At 58.0% G+C, this 18,599-nt stretch carries 9 protein-coding genes, 2 tRNA genes, 2 rRNA genes, 1 pseudogene and 1 riboswitch; of the genes and pseudogenes, 10 read left to right on the forward strand and 4 right to left on the reverse strand.

What is annotated here, in order from left to right:
• Nucleotides 1–143: 143 nt before the first annotated feature.
• A complete protein-coding gene (locus ACYQ2T_RS00810; protein WP_404846060.1) occupies nucleotides 144–869 on the forward strand; it encodes an MgtC/SapB family protein in 726 nt (241 codons plus the stop codon).
• 375 nt (nucleotides 870–1,244) lie between these two features.
• Here the strand turns inward: ACYQ2T_RS00810 and ACYQ2T_RS00815 are convergent, their stop codons facing one another.
• A complete protein-coding gene (locus ACYQ2T_RS00815) occupies nucleotides 1,245–1,748 on the reverse strand; it encodes a chemotaxis protein CheX (RefSeq protein ID WP_459897671.1) in 504 nt (167 codons plus the stop codon).
• Nucleotides 1,749–1,874: 126 nt separating this feature from the next.
• Nucleotides 1,875–1,954, reverse strand: a riboswitch (cyclic di-GMP riboswitch).
• A gap of 199 nt (nucleotides 1,955–2,153) precedes the next feature.
• On the opposite strand from ACYQ2T_RS00815, the gene ACYQ2T_RS00820 reads away from it, so the two are divergent.
• The 3 genes from ACYQ2T_RS00820 (at nucleotide 2,154) to ACYQ2T_RS00830 (ending at nucleotide 7,261) form a co-directional block, all read left to right on the forward strand.
• On the forward strand, nucleotides 2,154–3,539 hold the full coding sequence (locus ACYQ2T_RS00820) for a sensor histidine kinase (RefSeq protein ID WP_459897672.1): 1,386 nt from the start codon (nucleotides 2,154–2,156) through the stop codon (nucleotides 3,537–3,539).
• Nucleotides 3,536–4,984, forward strand: a complete 1,449-nt coding sequence (locus ACYQ2T_RS00825; protein ID WP_459897673.1) for a response regulator — start codon at nucleotides 3,536–3,538, stop codon at nucleotides 4,982–4,984. Before ACYQ2T_RS00820 ends, ACYQ2T_RS00825 begins: the two co-directional genes overlap by 4 nt.
• Nucleotides 4,985–5,104: 120 nt before the next feature.
• Nucleotides 5,105–7,261, forward strand: coding sequence for a methyl-accepting chemotaxis protein (locus ACYQ2T_RS00830; RefSeq protein ID WP_459897675.1), 2,157 nt, complete (start codon nucleotides 5,105–5,107; stop codon nucleotides 7,259–7,261).
• A 93-nt stretch (nucleotides 7,262–7,354) separates the two neighbouring features.
• Here the strand turns inward: ACYQ2T_RS00830 and ACYQ2T_RS00835 are convergent.
• Nucleotides 7,355–8,589: pseudogene (locus tag ACYQ2T_RS00835) on the reverse strand (ISL3 family transposase).
• A gap of 156 nt (nucleotides 8,590–8,745) precedes the next feature.
• Entirely contained in the window at nucleotides 8,746–10,260 is a 1,515-nt protein-coding gene (gene ftsY, locus ACYQ2T_RS00840) for a signal recognition particle-docking protein FtsY (RefSeq protein WP_459897677.1), read from the reverse strand.
• Nucleotides 10,261–10,489: 229 nt separating this feature from the next.
• Here ftsY and asnS point away from each other — a divergent pair, with 229 nt between their 5' ends.
• Nucleotides 10,490–11,881: an asparagine--tRNA ligase gene (gene asnS / locus ACYQ2T_RS00845; protein WP_459897679.1), complete on the forward strand. Its 1,392-nt coding sequence runs from the start codon at nucleotides 10,490–10,492 to the stop codon at nucleotides 11,879–11,881.
• A gap of 106 nt (nucleotides 11,882–11,987) precedes the next feature.
• Here asnS and ACYQ2T_RS00850 read toward each other — a convergent pair whose 3' ends face one another.
• Complete coding sequence (locus ACYQ2T_RS00850; protein WP_459897681.1) at nucleotides 11,988–12,179, reverse strand: hypothetical protein; 192 nt, start codon at nucleotides 12,177–12,179, stop codon at nucleotides 11,988–11,990.
• A gap of 731 nt (nucleotides 12,180–12,910) precedes the next feature.
• On the opposite strand from ACYQ2T_RS00850, the gene ACYQ2T_RS00855 reads away from it, so the two are divergent.
• From ACYQ2T_RS00855 to ACYQ2T_RS00875, 5 genes are all read left to right on the forward strand, one after another.
• Nucleotides 12,911–13,489, forward strand: a complete 579-nt coding sequence (locus tag ACYQ2T_RS00855) for a TetR/AcrR family transcriptional regulator (protein ID WP_459897688.1) — start codon at nucleotides 12,911–12,913, stop codon at nucleotides 13,487–13,489.
• Nucleotides 13,490–14,603: 1,114 nt separating this feature from the next.
• Nucleotides 14,604–16,152: ribosomal RNA gene (locus ACYQ2T_RS00860) — 16S ribosomal RNA — on the forward strand.
• A gap of 70 nt (nucleotides 16,153–16,222) precedes the next feature.
• A tRNA-Ile gene (locus ACYQ2T_RS00865) sits at nucleotides 16,223–16,301 on the forward strand.
• Between the two features lie 16 nt (nucleotides 16,302–16,317).
• A tRNA-Ala gene (locus ACYQ2T_RS00870) sits at nucleotides 16,318–16,393 on the forward strand.
• An 84-nt stretch (nucleotides 16,394–16,477) separates the two neighbouring features.
• A 23S ribosomal RNA gene (locus tag ACYQ2T_RS00875) occupies nucleotides 16,478–18,599 on the forward strand; the annotation flags it as partial.

Raw genomic sequence — 18,599 nt, forward strand, 5'->3', positions numbered from 1 at the left:
TCGCCGAATTGCCCGCGGGCCAAGGGGCGCCGCGCTCTGACGGAGCGGGCGAGCTTGCGCTTTGGCTCTGCGTGGAATAGTGGTATGTTACAAGATGGTGACACTGCGCATTGCGCCGCGGAATTCGAGGTGGAGTAGAGTTTATGGATGTTCTTGGTCTGTTGACGCCGGACGTGATGAATCTGGGCGAACAGTTCGGCAAAATCGTGCTGGCCGTCATTCTTGGCGGGGCCATCGGGTGGGAACGCGAGGCCCACGGGCAGGCAGCGGGCTTCCGCACCAATATTCTCGTGGCCCTTGGCGCGTGCCTGATGATGCAGCTGTCCGTGGAGATGGAGGTCATGTACCGCCATCTGACGCAGGCCAGTGTCGTGCGTCTGGACCCCTCGCGCATTGCGTCCTACGCCATTGCGAGTATGGGTTTTCTGGGCGCGGGGGCTATCATCAAGGGGCGCGGCACGGTTCGCGGGCTCACCACGGCCGCCAGCCTGTGGATGGTGACGGGCATTGGCCTGTGCTGCGGCGCGGGGTTTTATTCGCCCGCAGTAATGGTCACGCTGGTGAGCCTGAGCCTGTTGTCAGGCATTGGGCACAAGCTGACGCGCACCATCCCCCACGATTTGTTTTCCCTGCTGACTGTCTCCTGCCATTGTCCGGTGACCACGCTCAAGCACATCCGCAACGTCCTTGAGATGCATGGCGTCCAAATCCACACCGTGAATCTGCAAAAGAATGTGAAGGACGGACTGACCACCTACCGCCTGCGCCTGATGTCCAAGGATGACATCCCGCGGGCCCAGATTTTGGGCGACCTGCTCCAGCTGGAAGGGCTGGAGGCTGTGTCGTGGGAAGAGGCCGACGTTCCTTAGCGGTTCCTCACAGGCGCCGCCCCGCCACAGCATCTGCTGAAGTGAACAAGAACACGCCCACCGCGCCGATACGGCTGCGCTGGGCGTGTTTTTTGTGAGCTCGGGTGTGCCCTCTGGGCTTTGGCACTAGCGAGACAGGAGTGGCCCCAACGGCAGACGCCGGGCATGCGGCGAGCGGGCGTAGCGGCTGCGCATAATGCGGCTGCGCGGCGCGCTTTGGCGTCGAAGCCGGGCGCGGAGCGTCTGGTGGGACGGAGGCGGAGAAGGCGCGAGAAGAAGAGAAAATCGGGTGCGACTGCGGAAAGCGGGTGCTGGCGAATGTGTGGCGCGGCGGCCAATGAGCGGGGGCCTGTGAGCGGTTGCCAGAAGCGGAGGTTAGTTCCTCGGGTTGGACATGCAGGCTTCCAGCCGTTCGCCAAAGCAGACTTCAACCGTGACTTCGCCAAACATGGTGGTAAAGGCCAGCGCGAGTATGGGGCCGTCGCTACAATGCTGGATGATATGGTCCGAGCCGCGCAGGATGGAAGGGATGCCCGCCTTGTAGCTGCTGCCGTTTGCGGCCAGACCCTGACGGGCTTGGCCGGAAATCATGTTCGTGATTTCGCCCACGGCGTCGCAGACATCGGCGTTGAGCACTTCGAAGCGTTCGCCCAGCATGCGTCCGGCGATTTCGCAGGCCGCGCGCTCGCAAAATGTGACGGCGATGGTTCCGGGTTTGTCGCCCTTGAGGTCGATAAGGCCAGTAACGCTGCCGCGCGCTGTGTGGTCGCGTTTGATGTACGGGCGCCCGGGCTGGGCGGTGACGCGCGCCATGGTGCCAAGCACATCCTGCACGCCCGTCAGAAACGGGTTGACGACATTAACGTCGATTCGGGACATCTGATCCTCTCTTCGGCCGGACCGTTCCGGTCTCTTTCCTGTACCCTGCCCGTTACCAGCGACGCTCCACAAAAAAACGGCCAGCAGGCCGTACGAAGGGACGGGGCCAGTGCGCGACTGGCCGCTTGCAGCAACCCGGCTTACTCGTTGGCACGAGTCCCGTGGCTTTCCGTCCCCGTCTCGCAACGGGTTTGGCTTTACGTGATGAAGATGGAAACTAGATATAATCCTCTATAGGAGTCAACCCTTTTATAGTGATGTATGCAGATTTTGTGGGCGCACATATCCCTTCTGCCGCATCGGCTTCGGGAAAGGTGCTTGAATTTTCGGTTTAATGTGCCACAATGCGGGAGCGTCGTAGTTTACGCGACTTGTGTGAGCACTCCCCAACGAATCGGATACGCCATGGCCGACAAACACAAGAACGACCACGCGCCCGCCGAAGACCGCGCCGGTGCCCCCGAGTGCGGGGGCCGCCTTTCGGGCGCGGCGCTGGAGGACCACATACGGATGCGGGTGCTCCAAAAAGTCGAGGACTACCGCCGCTATGAGTTCCCGCCCGCTCAAAGCCGGACCCTGAACATCTTTTTTGACCTTGTGCAGGAGTTTGAATCCGAGGAGGACTTCCACGCCGTGTGCGTGATGGTGCCCAAGGTTATCCTCGGCTTTGACGCGGCGCTGTTTTTGCTGACGCCGTCCTCGGAGCTGGAGTGCGCGTACTCCACCATGCCGCAGGAGGACGCCGTCTGCAGGGCAACAAATCACCTCCCGACTGTCCCCTCCTGCCTACAGGGGCGGTTCTGCGCCCCCATCCGGGGCAACCGCCGTTTCATCGATCAACTTCCCTTTGCCCCCAAGGATGACGTCATCGGCTACTTGGAGGTGGACCCCAAGGGCAAACTCACGCCACAGGATCAACTCTTTTTGGAAAAATTCGCCAACCGCATCGGTTTTCAACAGCACCTGCGCATGATTCATGGCGCCAATCATGACCACTTGCAGTTTATCCGCAACTTGGTGAAGGACATCGGGCACAACGTCATTGTGCCGAATATGTACTTTAAGCTCTATTTTAACCGCCTGCGGCGGCGCATTGACGAGCTGGGCGAACTGGTGGTGCCGGAGTGCGGCGACAGCGATGAGCTGCACAAGGTGCATCAGAACCTGCTGGACCAGTACGACGAAATTGCCCGCCACTACGAGCAGACCAGCCTCTATCTGGAAACCCTGCTGCGCCAGAGCCATTTTGAAAAAGGGCACTATGTGCTGGAGCGCCGGACCTGCCATCTGCCGTCCATGATCATTGACCCACAGCTTGCCCAAAACGCGGGCCGTTTCCGCGAGAACGCCATCCGTGTGGAGCGGGGCGAGCAGAAGGCGCCAGACAGGGCGCTGCATCTGCAGGTGGACGTCGGGCTTATGGCGCAGGTGTTCTCCAACCTGTTCTCCAACGCGGCCAAATATGCCGAGGAGGTGGACGAGTCCGGGAAGCGCCTCGTGGTGGGGTGGCGCCATCTCCCCGAAGCCTTTGGTGCGGACGCCGACGGCGTGTGCTTCCGTGTTGGCTCGTCGGGCAATCCCGTTGCGGAGGCGGACGCTGCCCAGCTTTTTGAAGCAGGCTACCGCGGCCAGAATTCTACAGAACAGGCGGGCACAGGGCACGGGCTGTATTTTGTGCGGCAAATCGTGGAACTGCACGGCGGCAAGGTGTGGTACGAGCATGGCGACGGGCTGAACACCTTTGCGGTGGTGCTCCCTGTTCCCGCGCGCAGTGAGGAGGCGGCATCATGACCGAACGGCGCGTTGTCCGCATCCTGAGTGTGGAAGATGAAATACGTGTGCGCGAGTCCATCGTGGACTGGCTGGGCGACAGCGGCTACGAAATGCTGGAGGCCGAAGATGGCCCAAGCGGCGTGGAGGTCTTCAAGCGCGAATTGCCGGACCTTGTGCTGCTGGATATGGGACTGCCGGGAATGAATGGGCTGGAAGTGCTGGAACGCATTCAGGAGCATACGCCGGACACGCCGGTGATTATCGTCTCCGCCAAAGCGGACATCAGCGACGCCATTAGCGCCTTCAAGGCCGGGGCGTGGGATTATATCACCAAGCCCATCATCAATTTTGACATCCTTGAGCAGACCATCCGCAACTGCATGGAGCGCAAGGACCTGCGCGAGGAAGTGCGCCGCGCCCAAAACCGCTACCAGCATCTTATTCAAAATCTGCCCATCATTATTTTTTCCCTGACGCCGGACCTGACGCTGGATTTTATCAACGCCACCTGCGAAAGCGTTCTGGGCTATACGCCTGCCGAGGTCACGGGCGCGCCGCGCTGGCTGGTGGATAACGCCGCCGAAGAGGACCGCGAGGCCCTGCTTGCCGCGCTGCAGCAGGCCTTTGAGACCGGGAGCTTTACGCAGGATTTCCGCTTTGAGCATAAGGACGGCTATCAGCTGTACCTGCACGCCCATTCCATTGAGACAGACGACGACGCCGAACTCGGCCCCCGCGTGCAAGGCCTCATCACCGACGTGACGGAGCGCCAGTTTCTGGACAAGGTGCTCATCCAGCGGGAGAAGCTGAACACCCTTGGCGCCATCGCCCACGAGCTCGCCCACGAAATCCGCAACCCGCTTATGGCACTTGGCGGCTTTGCGCGGATGCTGGCCAAGAAACACCCGGACATGGACGAGGTGGAGGTCATCCTCAGCGAGACCCAGCGCATTGAGGAACTCATGAACCGCATCAGCTCCTACCTTGCGCCCGTGCCGGTCAAAAGCAAGATGTGTTCAGTGAACGCGCTACTCACCTTCTGCCTGGACCGGCTGTCCGGGTCTTCCGCCAAGGAGCGGCTGGACGTTACCACCAATCTGGATAACGACCTCGCCGTCATTAATTCCGACGCAGACATCCTTACCGAAACCTTTGTGAACGTTTTGAACCATATTCAAAGCGCGGTATCGCACAAAGGCACGCTGGATGTCGCGACGCGCGACATTGCGGGGCATGTGGCTGTGGTGTTCACGGTAACCGCCCCCGGCGGCGCGGAACTGGCCAAAAAGAATGAACTTCTGCTCCTGCCCTTCGATGGCGAGGAAGGCTCCCAGAGTTTGGCCGTGAGTTTTCGCAACTTGAAGAATCTTGGCGGGCATTTATCCTTCGAACAGCAAAATGGCACCGTCATCTTTACCATTTCCCTTCCCCGCACTCTCCCGGAACGCAATGAGCCGAAATAAATAGTAAAGTCTGCCAATCTCGTTCCAAATTACATCACTACTTGTGAAAAGTCCCGTGGATGAGGTATATTCACCTATACCTCATCTTTTTTATTCAGACATCCAGCGCTGGAGGCGTGCATGTTCAGGAACATGAAGATTGGCTTGAAGATTGGCGTGAGCATTTGTTCGGCCATGATTCTTATCCTTGCCGTGTATACCTTTGTGGTGCAGCAGCGCACGCAGACCATGGCCGAGGAAAGTGCCATGTCCATGGCGCAACAGATGGCTGCACGCTACGGCAATCAGGTGAAGAACAACATCGAAAAGGCGCTGGATGCTTCCGCCGCAACAGCCGCCGCCTTTATCGCCATGACCGAACATAAGGCCGCTGTGAACCGTGACATCGTGGACGAGGTGCAAAAAAAGGTCACCCTCTCCGATCCCACATTCTACGGCATTCAGGCGGTGTTTGAACCCAATGCCCTTGATGGGCGCGATGCCGAGTATATCGGCGTGCGTCCGTGGTACGGCCCGGACGGCCGTTACGGCCCGTACTTCTACCGCAAGGACGGCGGCATCGCTGCCGAAGACCTCATCCAGTACAATCCCGGCGAAACGCGCGCGTGGTACATGGGCCCGCGCGACTCCCGCCGCCCGGTGTTGACTGAACCGTACACCACCACCGTTGTTGATGAAATTCTGGCCACAATCAGTGTGCCCATGATCAAAAACGGCACCTTTATCGGCATTGTCGGCATCGACTTCACCATCGGCGCGTTCCAGCGCATGGTGGAGGATATCAAGCCCTTTGGCACCGGCTACGCCATGGTTGTCTCCAACGGCGGCAAGCTGGTGGGGCACCAGGATCCCAAGTTCGGCAACAAGAGCATCACCGAGGTCTTCCCCGAAGAGGTCCACGCCGAACTGCTGGCCGCCATCAAAAACGGCGACCGCTGGGTCAAGCATATCGAGTCTCCGCTGGACGGGGAGGAATATGAATACCTCTTCGAGCCGATCAATATCGCTGGCGTGAGCACGCCGTGGTCCATCGGCCTTGCGCTGCCGACGGATAAGGTCTTTGCCGATGTACGGGCCTTTATGGTGCTGAGTGCGTTCCTTTCCATTGGTGCGGTCGCCCTTGTGGTGCTCATCGTGCTCTTCGTGGCGCGTAGCATCTCCAAGCCCATCGGTCTGCTTGTGAATGCGGCTGAGGATATCTCCGCCGGGCACTTTGACTCCATGCCCGATGCCCGGGGCTTTGGCGGCGAACTGCTGACCCTGTTCAACGCTTTGGCCCGCATGGTGGAAAATCTGACGGACCTCATCAAGACCGCCGACGAAAAGACGGAAATGGCCGAAGAGCAAAGTGCCAAGGCCAACGTGGCCCTGCAGGAGGCCGAAGAAGCCCGGACGCAGGCCGAGAACGCCAAGCGCGAGGGCATGTTGCAGGCGGCCAGCCAGCTGTCGGACATTGTCAGCCGCGTCACCTCCGCTTCCGAGCAGCTTGCCTCGCAGATTGAGGAATCCAGCCGCGGCTCCGAGCAGCAGCGCGAGCGGACCACCGAGGCCGCAACCGCCATGGAGCAGATGAACGCATCGGTGCTGGAGGTCGCCAGCAACGCAGGCAAGACCGCAGAAAGCGCCGAGGACGCCAGACGCAACGCCGAAGAGGGCGGACGTGTGGTGGACGAGGTTGTCACCAGCATCGACCGCCTGCAGGGCGAAGCCGAACAGATGGTGGAAGGCCTCAATGAGCTTGGCACGCAGGCCGAGGACATCGGCAAGGTCATGAATGTCATCACCGACATTGCGGACCAGACCAATCTCCTCGCCCTCAACGCAGCCATTGAGGCTGCGCGCGCGGGTGAAGCTGGCCGAGGGTTCGCCGTTGTCGCGGACGAGGTCCGCAAGCTGGCGGAAAAGACCATGGCCGCCACCAAGGAAGTGGGCGACGCCGTGTCCGCCATTCAGGAAGGCACGCAGAACAATATCAAGGGGATGAACTCCACAGCCGAGACTGTGGCGACTACCACGGAACTCGCCAAGAAGGCCGGCGATACCCTGCGCGTCATCGTGGGGATTGTTGAGGAGACCGCCGACCAGGTGCGGGCCATCGCCACGGCAAGTGAGGAGCAATCCGCAGCGTCTGAGGAAATCAACCGCAGCACGGACGAGGTCAACCGCATCGCCACGGAAACCGCCGAGGCTATGAACCAGTCCGCGCAGGCCGTGACCGAATTGGCCCACCTCGCCGAGGAACTGCAAAACCTCATCGAGGAGCTCAAGAACTCCTAACAGACCCTAGGCATGACACGACGACGGCCCGGCGCATTGCGCCGGGCCGTTTTGCGTTTGGCGATGAGCGCTCCGTTGTCCAAAAAAAAGGGTTCATCTCCCAATTCCGGGGAAGGCTGCTCTGATTTTGAGAAAGAAGTACTCGTCGTCGAGAAAGCCGTAGGCCATCCGTTTGATCACCTTGATCTTGTTATTGATCCCTTCGAGTAGGCTGGTGTGTAGCGGATATCGGCAGTGTGAGATAATGCCCGAGATGTAGGGTTTGAGGCGCTTAGCGAATTTAATGAGCGGCTCGACTCGGCTTTGCATGGCGCGGCGGTACCAACCTTTCCAAAACCGCTTGGCAGCTTTGGAGTATCGGTAGTCCCAGAGTCGCTTCAAATCCTCCTTGAGGATATAAACCTTCATCAAATTTTTGTTGGCTCGAAGCAGGTCATAGAGCCGGATTCGATCTTCCTGTCGCATGAGATTCCGCCTGTTGCGCAGGAGCAGCCATCGTGAGCCTTTGACAACCTTACGGGCGTCTTTGTCATGATTGAGGCGTTTGGCCTCATCGTTTCGGACGCGGTCGATTACTTCTCGGCCATACTTGGCAACGACATGAAATAGATCGTAGACGATCTCGGCTTTCGGGCATTGCGCCTTCACCTCGGCGGCATACGCACCATCATGTCCATTGCAACGGCCTCAATTCGGGCACAACCATCACGGCCAAGCAGTTCAAAGAATGGTCGGATGCTCTCCCGGCTGTTGCCTCTTCCTACCCACAGAACCCGCTTGGTGTAGGGCTCGACGATGATCGTGGCGTAGCGATGTCCTTTGCGGATGGCAAACTCATCCATTGCGACAACCTTGACGCCTTTCAAGTCAATGGGATTGAGTTTTTCCGCTAGGTACCGCTTGTCGATTGTCTTCACGGTCTTCCAGTTCAAGCCGTAGCATTCCGCGATGTGCTTAATGGGAAGTATGCGGCAGAGCCGAACAACGGACTCGGCCAGCCGCCTTGTGACACGCGAATACCTGTCGAGCCAAGGAAGCTGCTCCAGCTTTGGTCCACAGACGGGACAATGGACCCGACGCCGGATAACGAGCAAATGCGTTGCCGCGTCGAATACAGGCAAGTCACGAACCCAGCGTTCGACATAGTCGTGAACTGCGCAGACAAGCCTGCCGCACCCGCTGCATCTCATTCGCCTTCGTCTGATTGGAATCAACTCGATCCAGACTTCGGGGTGCTTCCGAGCTTCGCTGGCTTCAAGGCGCTGAACAGTTCCAACACGATACCCTTTCCAGTCTCCCAACAACCGGGTAATCTTGCCCTTGGACAACGGTGCCCTCCTTGTAGTTCTCGTCTGTTGTGCAACTATCGAGATTACTGAGGGTTTCCGTTGTCCTCAATTTTTTATGTTTCCCCCGGAATTAGGAGATGAACCAAAAAAAGCGCCCCCGCATGGCAGGGGCGCGTGATGGTCGGTTGTGGCGTGCTAGCCCAAGAGGGCGGTGGCGAAGTCCTGCCCGTTGAAGGGGCGCAGGTCCTCCATCTTTTCCCCAAGGCCTATAAAGGTAATGGGCACGCCGTACTGCAGGGCAATGGCAACAACAACACCGCCCTTGGCCGTGCCGTCCAGCTTGGTCAGAACAATTTCATCAATGCCGCAGGACTCGGAGAACAGCTTCACCTGCGACAGCGCATTCTGACCGGTGGTGGCGTCGAGGACGAGGATGCTGCGGTGGGGCGCACCGGGGTGCTTTTTGCCCAGCACTTTGTAGATTTTGTTCAGCTCGTCCATCAGGTCCACCTTGGTGTGCAGGCGGCCTGCCGTATCCACAAAAATCATGTCGTAGCCGTCGCGGATGGCAATATCGACGGCCTCGTAGGCCACGGCTGCGGGGTCCGCGCCTTCGCCTTTGCCGTAGAATCCAGCGCCAACGCGTCCGGCCCACACTTCCAGCTGTTCCAGCGCGGCGGCGCGGAAGGTGTCGCCAGCAGCCACCAGCACTTTTTTGCCCTGCATCTGCGCGCGGTGCGCCAGCTTGGCAATGGTGGTGGTCTTGCCCGCACCGTTGACGCCAATCATCAGCACAACTTCGGGCGGGTTCACGGCGGAGATGCGGCGCTCGGTCTTGAAGACGTCTTCCAGTTCCTCGCGCATCAGGGCCTTGAAGTCCGACGGGTCGGTGGTGCCGGCCTTGCGTACGCGTTCGCGCAGGTTCTCCACCAGCTGGGTTGTGGCCTCGTAGCCCACGTCCGCCATGATGAGGATTTCTTCCAGCTCTTCCCAGAAGGCGTCGTCCATGGTGTCGTGGCTGGACAGCAGGCCCTCAATCTGGCGGGAGATTTTTTCTTTGGTCTTTTCAAGGCCTTCGGACAGCTTCAGGAACAGGCGGCTGCGCTCGTCCTCTTCGTCCTCAAGGTCCAGCGCAAGGGCAAGGCGGTATTGGAGCTCCGAGCGGAAGTCCTCCACCATCTCGTATTCCATCATGTCCAGCCAGCTGTCGAAGCGCTGGATAAAGTCGTCGGCCTCGGCCTCGGGCGCGCCAAGGGCGCGGAATAAAAAGCGCAGGCGCGTCCACAGTTCCGGGCTTTTTTCCGAAACGCCCTCAAGGACAAGCGTCAGCCACTCGGACAGGCGGGGTTCGGCCTCGCGCAGTTTGAGGGTGAGCTCCTGCTCCCACGGTTCTTCGGCGCGCAGCGTGGTTTCCTCGGGCGCGAGAGCGTCCGGCTCCGGCGCCCTCACCGGTGTTGGCGTGGCGGGGGAGGGGGCAGGCTCTTCCTCGTCCGCGTGCGCAGCGGCAGGGACTTCGGGCGCTGCGGCCTCGGGCTGGGGCGCGGTGGGCGTTTCTTCAGCAGTCTGCGTGGGTGACGCAGGCTCCGCGGGAGCGGGCTCTTCCGCGGGGGGCTGCTGGACGCTGGCATCCTCTGCAACATGTTCCGGCGCGGTAACCGCCTCTTTTTTCTTGTCTTTTTCCCAGAATTTCAGCTTGGAGAAGAAGCCCATATCGGAGTCCCCTTTGTGATGACGCGCGGCGGAGGCGACAACTCGCGCAGCGCCCTGATGTGGCGGTTCATGAAAAAATCGTATACAGCGTAGCCGTCGGCCAAGTCATTAATAGGACGAGCTCGGCCATGGCGTGTGGTCGGTCCGGGTTACTTTGCCCAGATGCCGGATTCCGTCAAGTGCGAGGCTTGGGCATACCATTAGAGAGAACAGTTGTCAGGAGATGCAGATGAATCGCCTTCGCGTCCGTCAGGCGCTGGAAGCTACAGCGCCGGTAGAGAACATTGTGGTCAAGGGCTGGGTCCGTACCAAGCGGGAAAACAAGGGGTTTGCCTTCATCGAGCTCAACGATGGATCCTGCCTCATGAACATTCAGGTCATTGCTGACGAGGGTATTCCCGGCTGGGACGCCATTGATAAGGTCACCACCGGCGCCTCCATCGCTGTGGAAGGTTCCCTTGTGGAATCCCCCGGCAAGGGCCAGAAGTGGGAAGTGCGCGCCGCCGGCATCAAGGTTGTCGGCGAGGCCGACCCCGAGACCTTCCCCCTGCAGAAGAAGCGCCATTCCGATGAATTTTTGCGCTCCATCGCGCATCTGCGCCCGCGAACCAACAAGTTTGGCGCAATCTTCCGCATCCGCTCCGAGGCGTCCTACGCCATCCATAAATTTTTCCACGACAACGGCTTTGCCTACGTGCACTCGCCTATCATCACCGGCTCCGACTGCGAGGGCGCGGGCGAAATGTTCCGCGTGACCACCCTCGACCCCGCCAGCGCCGAGGCCAAAGCCCCCGAGAATGACTTCTTCGGGCAGGAAGCCGCCCTCACCGTGTCCGGCCAGCTGACCGCGGAAATCTTCGCCACCTCCCTTGGCGACGTGTATACTTTCGGCCCCACTTTCCGCGCCGAAAATTCCAACACGCCCCGGCACGCCGCTGAGTTTTGGATGGTTGAGCCGGAAATGGCCTTCGCTGACCTGTCCGACGACATGGACCTTGGCGAAGCCTTTATCAAGAGTGTGGTCGGCCACCTGCGCAAACACTGCGCCGAAGACCTCGAACTCTTCGCCAAGTGGGTGGACAAAGGCCTCACCGAGACCCTCGACTCCATCGAGAACAACGAGTTCGTGCGCCTGCCCTACACCGAGGCCATTGAAATTCTGAAAAAGAATGCCAAGACCAAGAAGGGCAAGAGCCGCTTCGAATATCCCGTCGAGTGGGGCGTGGACCTGCAGACCGAGCACGAGCGCTTTCTCACTGACGAGCACTTCAAGCGTCCCGTCATCGTCTATGATTACCCCAAGGACATTAAGGCCTTCTACATGCGCATGAATGACGACGGCAAGACCGTCGCCGCCATGGATATCCTTGTGCCCAGAGTTGGTGAGCTTATCGGCGGCAGCCAGCGCGAGGAGCGCCTCGACGTTCTCAAGGAACGCATCGAGGAGCTTGGCCTCACCGAAGAGGATTATTGGTGGTACATGGACCTGCGCCGTTTTGGCTCCGTGCCCCACGCAGGCTTTGGCATGGGTTTCGAGCGTCTGCTTATGATGGTGACCGGCGTTGCCAACATCCGCGACGTCATCCCCTGCCCCCGTACGCCCAAGCATCTCGAATTCTAATCCCGTCGGGCCTGTCCCGCGTCAGAGAACAACAGCGCCCCGGTGTCGACCATCGGGGCGCTTCTTTTTTGAACGTGGTGATGCAGCCGGGGGCCCGGCCTTGTGTTTAGCTGTTGTCGTCCTTGCGCCGGTCTTCGCCGCTTCGGCGCTCATCCTCGCTGCGGCGTTCGTTACGGCGGCGCTCCACAATATCAAGCGGGTCCTCAATGGACCGTCTGTCTTGTATGTTGCGTCTTCTATCGTCGTCTTGACGACGTTCCCCTTTGCGTCGGTCGGGCTGTTTTGGGTCCCAAGGCATGAATTCCCCCTCCTTTCTTGTGCACAGTAGCATGGACTTGAGTTCGATTGAAGCCGTAGCGTGCGTTTTTGCGCCCATCGCCGAGTCTTGTGAAGAAAGACGCTTGACAGGATGCAGGGACTGGTCGTAAAAAGGAATTGTCAGTTGGTTGTGTGTTCAATCAACACCCGCTGACATGATGATTGAAATGACGCACGCACGTGCTTCGCAATATTTGCCGGAACATGGTTTCCTTATGGGAACAGGCGACAAGTGGCAGAGGTTGAACGATAATCCGTTGCTGCCCGCTATGGACATGCGGGTGTTCCGGCAGTGACCAATGAGAATTGGTTGAGTGCACAGACAGTCCGCCGGGGCGGTTGCTTCACCGCTCCGGCTTGACTGCACTCCAGGCACGCCGCGGCGCAAGGCGCCATCCGGCACGCACGGTACACAGCATGCGCGCATTTCATCACACCGCAAATTTTCGGCTTCAAGCTCAAACTTCCTTGGGCGTTTTTATATCGTGTTGAGTAACACCTCCTCTGCAAACCCCCTTGTCCAAGGGGGTTTGTCTTTTGTCAGCGCGGGGGCTGTAAGGGCGGTCTTCTGCCTTGGGGATATTGACGGTTTGGTGCATAACGTTTAACAGGTTTTCCCCTAAGAGCACGCCCCTGTCAGAGGCTGGGGGAGAGGCGCAGCACTTGCCGCGCCAAGGGTAGAGAGCATTAAGGGAGCACGCGGTAGTGACCATGACGAAAAAAGAACTCTTGCTGGAAGCAGCCAAAGAACTCTTCGGTGTGTACGGGTATTCCGAGACAACGTTTAAAAAAATCTCGGAGAAAGCCGGCGTTGCGCTGGGACTGTTGACCCATCACTACGGGAACAAGGAAAAACTCTTTATCGCCGCAGGTATGGACGTACTCCATCACCTCGTCGACCAACTCAACGAAGCCGTCGCGCCTGCCGAGAACGGTCTCGACGCCGTCCAGCGCTTCGTTCACAAATATTTCGAGTTTTCCATCGATCCCGACGAGCACTTCCTCGTGCTCATTCGTTGTTCGCCATACAGTGACGTCAAAACCCGAGACGACAGGCAGGAGATGGAGCACAAGTTCACCGAAGTGCTCGAAACCCTCAAGGCCAGCGTCGAACGTGGCGTCAAAGACGGCACCATTCGCGACCTCCCCATCGAGGAGACCTCTACCGCCATTCAGTGTAACCTCGTCGGCGGCGTACGTACCCGCCTGCTGACCCCCTATTATCCCGAGACCATGTATGACGACATCTACCAGTTCGTCACCCGAAGCATCGCCGCCAAGCCCCAATAAGCCCGCGGCCCAATCACGCTTTTCAGCCCCGTTGCCAACACCGGCAGCGGGGCTTTTTCGTGGCGCGCTTTGGCAGAGTGCGGTTGTGTGGTGTGGTGTAGATTGGCGAGGTGGCGGGCGCGGGAATGTGTGTAGGGGAGGAGGGATGAGGTGAGACGACGTGAGGCAATATGGGAGGTGGTACGAGGATGGCGGGAAAGGTGCGGGTGGAACGAGTGGTGGGGCTGCAGGGCTTTTTGTTTGCCTCCGGCGGTCTAAGGGCCGCGGGCCCTTAGATATCCCCTTTGCGCACAGACCGGCTTCCTTTGGCGGGTACTGTCGTCACCCCTGAGTGGCTCCCGGGCTTGTGGATGGGAGAGGATTTTTGGGGGGCTTTGGTGTCCCGGATGGGCGGTGAGGATCCCTGTTTGTGGTGGAGACGGGAAGAGTAAAGAGGGTGTGGCCCATTATGTAGTATATGGGCGAGAGGGGTGGGAGCGTTGAGGCTCAACCCACCCAACCCTTTTTCGGGCCAGCTTCTGGCCCGAAAACCTGGGGATTGTTAAGGGAATCATTCCCTTAACCCGCCGGAGGCATCTTCCTCCTCTTCCAGCGCGAAAGCGCAAACCGAGCATCCATGCGGGTTCCCGGGATATGGGGCGGAGAATGTTTGAGAAAACTTCAAAAAGGTGTTGACGGGGTGGGGTGATTTTCATAGAAACGCCCTCCGCCGCGACGAAAGGTTTGAAACCGACGTCGGTGGCAATTTGAAAAAAGCGAACAAAACGGGTTGACGGGCTGGTCCAACGGGGCTAGACAGTGCGACCCGCCGAGAGAAGCGAAAGCTTCTGGCGGCGCTTGAAAAAAAGCTTCATGAGGGGGTTGACGCAGGCTGGGAAGTCTGATTATTTAGCTCACCTCGTTGCGGCCGAAAGGTTCGCAAGGGGCTTTGAAAAAAGTTGAAAAAAGGTGTTGACGGGGCCTTGCTGCTCCGATAGAAACGCCACTCGCAACGACGCACCGCGTCGAAAGGCTTTGGTCTTTGACAATTAAATAGCGAATCGAGACGATTTCGAGAAATGTCCTTAAAAGTCAGTTTTGCGATTCAATAAATTGGATCGTAACATAATATCTCCAACTGGAGAGTTTGATCCTGGCTCAGATTGAACGCTGGTGGCGTGCTTAACACATGCAAGTCGAGCGAGAAAGCTCCTTCGGGAGTGAGTAGAGCGGCGCACGGGTGAGTAACGCGTGGATGATCTACCCAGATGATCGGGATAACAGTTGGAAACGACTGCTAATACCGGATACGCTCCCATTTCGAACTGGGGGGAAAGGTGGCCTCTTCATGAAAGCTACTGCATCTGGATGAGTCCGCGTCCCATTAGCTTGTTGGTGGGGTAAAGGCCTACCAAGGCAACGATGGGTAGCTGGTCTGAGAGGATGATCAGCCACACTGGGACTGGAACACGGCCCAGACTCCTACGGGAGGCAGCAGTGGGGAATATTGCGCAATGGGGGAAACCCTGACGCAGCGACGCCACGTGGGGGATGAAGGCCTTCGGGTCGTAAACCTCTGTCAGAAGGGAAGAAACGCGCCATTTCAAATAGGCTTGGCGTTTGACGGTACCTTCAGAGGAAGCACCGGCTAACTCCGTGCCAGCAGCCGCGGTAATACGGAGGGTGCGAGCGTTAATCGGAATCACTGGGCGTAAAGCGTACGTAGGCGGCGTGTCAAGTCAGGTGTGAAAGCCCTCGGCTCAACCGGGGAATTGCACTTGAAACTGATATGCTAGAGTTCTGGAGGGGGTAGCGGAATTCCCGGTGTAGGAGTGAAATCCGTAGATATCGGGAGGAACACCAGTGGCGAAGGCGGCTACCTGGACAGTAACTGACGCTGAGGTACGAAAGTGTGGGGAGCAAACAGGATTAGATACCCTGGTAGTCCACACCGTAAACGATGGATGCTAGGTGTCGGGTGGCAACATTCGGTGCCGAAGTCAACGCATTAAGCATCCCGCCTGGGGAGTACGGTCGCAAGGCTGAAACTCAAAGGAATTGACGGGGGCCCGCACAAGCGGTGGAGTATGTGGTTTAATTCGATGCAACGCGAAGAACCTTACCTGGGTTTGACATCCCGCGAATCCTCTAGAGATAGAGGAGTGCCCTTCGGGGAATGCGGTGACAGGTGCTGCATGGCTGTCGTCAGCTCGTGCCGTGAGGTGTTGGGTTAAGTCCCGCAACGAGCGCAACCCCTATTGTCAGTTGCCAGCAAGTAATGTTGGGCACTCTGGCGAGACTGCCCGGGTTAACCGGGAGGAAGGTGGGGACGACGTCAAGTCATCATGGCCCTTACGCCCAGGGCTACACACGTACTACAATGGCGCAGACAATGGGCAGCTAAACCGTGAGGTCACGCGAATCCCAAAAACTGCGTCCCAGTCCGGATTGGAGTCTGCAACTCGACTCCATGAAGTTGGAATCGCTAGTAATCCCGGGTCAGCATACCGGGGTGAATACGTTCCCGGGCCTTGTACACACCGCCCGTCACACCACGAAAGTTGGTTCTACCCGAAGTCGTCGAGCTAACCCTCGGGAGGCAGGCGCCGACGGTAGGGCTGATAATTGGGGTGAAGTCGTAACAAGGTAGCCGTAGGGGAACCTGCGGCTGGATCACCTCCTTTTAAGGAAAGACTCTCGATTCGCTATTTAATTGCAAGGAACAAACGCCTTGCAACTACGTGGGACCAGGATGGGCCTATAGCTCAGCTCCGGTTAGAGCGCACGCCTGATAAGCGTGAGGTCGATGGTTCAAGTCCATCTAGGCCCACCATCCACTCGTTAAGAGTGGGGGTGTAGCTCAGCTGGGAGAGCACCTGCCTTGCAAGCAGGGGGTCATCGGTTCAAATCCGTTCACCTCCACCATACGAGGGGAACGGTGATACCATCCATAAGCGTCCGCGTAATGATCTTTGACAGTTGAATAGGGAATGAGATTTGTGATCTTAAAGTTAAGATAGTAAGGGCAGACGGTGGATGCCTTGGCGCTAAGAAGCGATGAAAGACGTGGTAGGCTGCGATATGCAACGGTGAGTCGCCAAACAGACTTTGACCCGTTGATCTCTGAATGGGGAAACCCAGCGGGAGTCATGTCCCGTTACCGCTTGGCTGAATTCATAGGCCTTGCGGAGCGAACCCGGTGAAGTGAAACATCTCAGTAACCGGAGGAAAGGAAATCAAACGAGATTCCCAAAGTAGCGGCGAGCGAAATGGGAAGAGCCCAAACCGTATGGTTTCGACCATGCGGGGTTGTAGGGCCGTCATCAGACGATCTGCGAGTAGACAGGGGAACAAGCTGGGAAGCTTGGCCATAGAGAGTGAAAGCCTCGTACCTGAAATCGAATAGCAGCGTCGGCGGTTCCTGAGTACCGCGGAACACGTGAAACTCCGTGGGAACCTGGGAGGACCATCTTCCAAGGCTAAATATTCCTTAGCGACCGATAGCGCACTAGTACCGTGAGGGAAAGGTGAAAAGTACCCCTGTGAGGGGAGTGAAATAGTACCTGAAACCGTCTGCCTACAAGCAGTGGGAGCGGATTGAGTCCGTGACCGCGTGCCTTTTGCATAATGGGCCAGCGAGTTAATCTGCTGTGCAAGGTTAAGCCGTAAGGTGGAGCCGAAGCGAAAGCGAGTCTGAATAGGGCGACAGTACATCGGATTAGACCCGAAGCCGGGTGATCTATCCATGGGCAGGCTGAAGCTCAGGTAAAACTGAGTGGAGGGCCGAACCGTTGCAAGTTGAAAATTGCTCGGATGACCTGTGGATAGGGGTGAAAGGCCAATCAAACCCGGTGATAGCTGGTTCTCCCCGAAATATATTGAGGTATAGCCTCAGGTTAGACTGACGGAGGTAGAGCACTGACAAGGCTAGGGGGCTTACCCGCTTACCAACCCTTATCAAACTCCGAATGCCGTTAGTTGTTGCCTGGGAGTCAGACTATGGGTGCGAAGGTCCATGGTCGAAAGGGAAACAGCCCAGATCGTCAGCTAAGGTCTCTAAATGTATGCTCAGTGGGAAAGGTGGTAGAGTTGCTCAGACAGCCAGGAGGTTGGCTTAGAAGCAGCCATCCTTTAAAGAAAGCGTAATAGCTCACTGGTCTAGTGACTCCGCGCCGAAAATGTAACGGGGCTAAGCATACTACCGAAGCTACGGGCTCGTACTTTGTACGAGCGGTAGGGGAGCGTTCTCACAGCTGATGAAGGCGAAGCCGGAAGGCACGCTGGAGGAGTGAGAAGTGAACATGCTGGCATGAGTAACGATAAAAAGTGTGAGAAACACTTTCGCCGTAAACCCGAGGTTTCCTGGGTAAAGGTAATCTTCCCAGGGTGAGTCGGCCCCTAAGGCGAGGCGGAAACGCGTAGCTGATGGGAAACAGGTTAATATTCCTGTACCTCGTAGAGTGTGCGAAGGAGGGACGCAGAAGGGTAGCTGATCCGGGTGTTGGATATCCCGGTGCAAGCGAGTAGGCTTGAGTGGTAGGCAAATCCGCCGCTCTCTAAGGCCGAGACGTGATGCCGTGTCTTTACAGACTGAAGTCAGTAATCCCAGACTGCCAAGAAAAGCTTCTAAGTTTAGCTCTATGAGACCGTACCGCAAACCAACTCAGGTGGGTGGGGTGAGTAACCCAAGGCGCTTGAGAGAACTCTGGCTAAGGAACTCGGCAAAATGACCCCGTAAGTTCGCGAGAAGGGGTGCTCCGATCGGTGAAGTAACTTGCTTTCCGAGCTGATTGGAGCCGCAGAGAAATGAGGGGGGCGACTGTTTACTAAAAACATAGGGCTCTGCTAAGTCGCAAGACGATGTATAGGGCCTGACGCCTGCCCGGTGCCGGAAGGTTAAGGGGTGGTGTTAGTCTTCGGACGAAGCACTGAACCGAAGCCCCGGTAAACGGCGGCCGTAACTATAACGGTCCTAAGGTAGCGAAATTCCTTGTCGGGTAAGTTCCGACCTGCACGAATGGCGTAACGATCTCCCTACTGTCTCAGCCAGAGACTCAGTGAAATTGAATTGGCGGTGAAGATGCCGTCTACCCGCAGCAAGACGGAAAGACCCTGTGCACCTTTACTACAG

The sequence above is a fragment of the Desulfobaculum senezii genome, assembly GCF_054657395.1.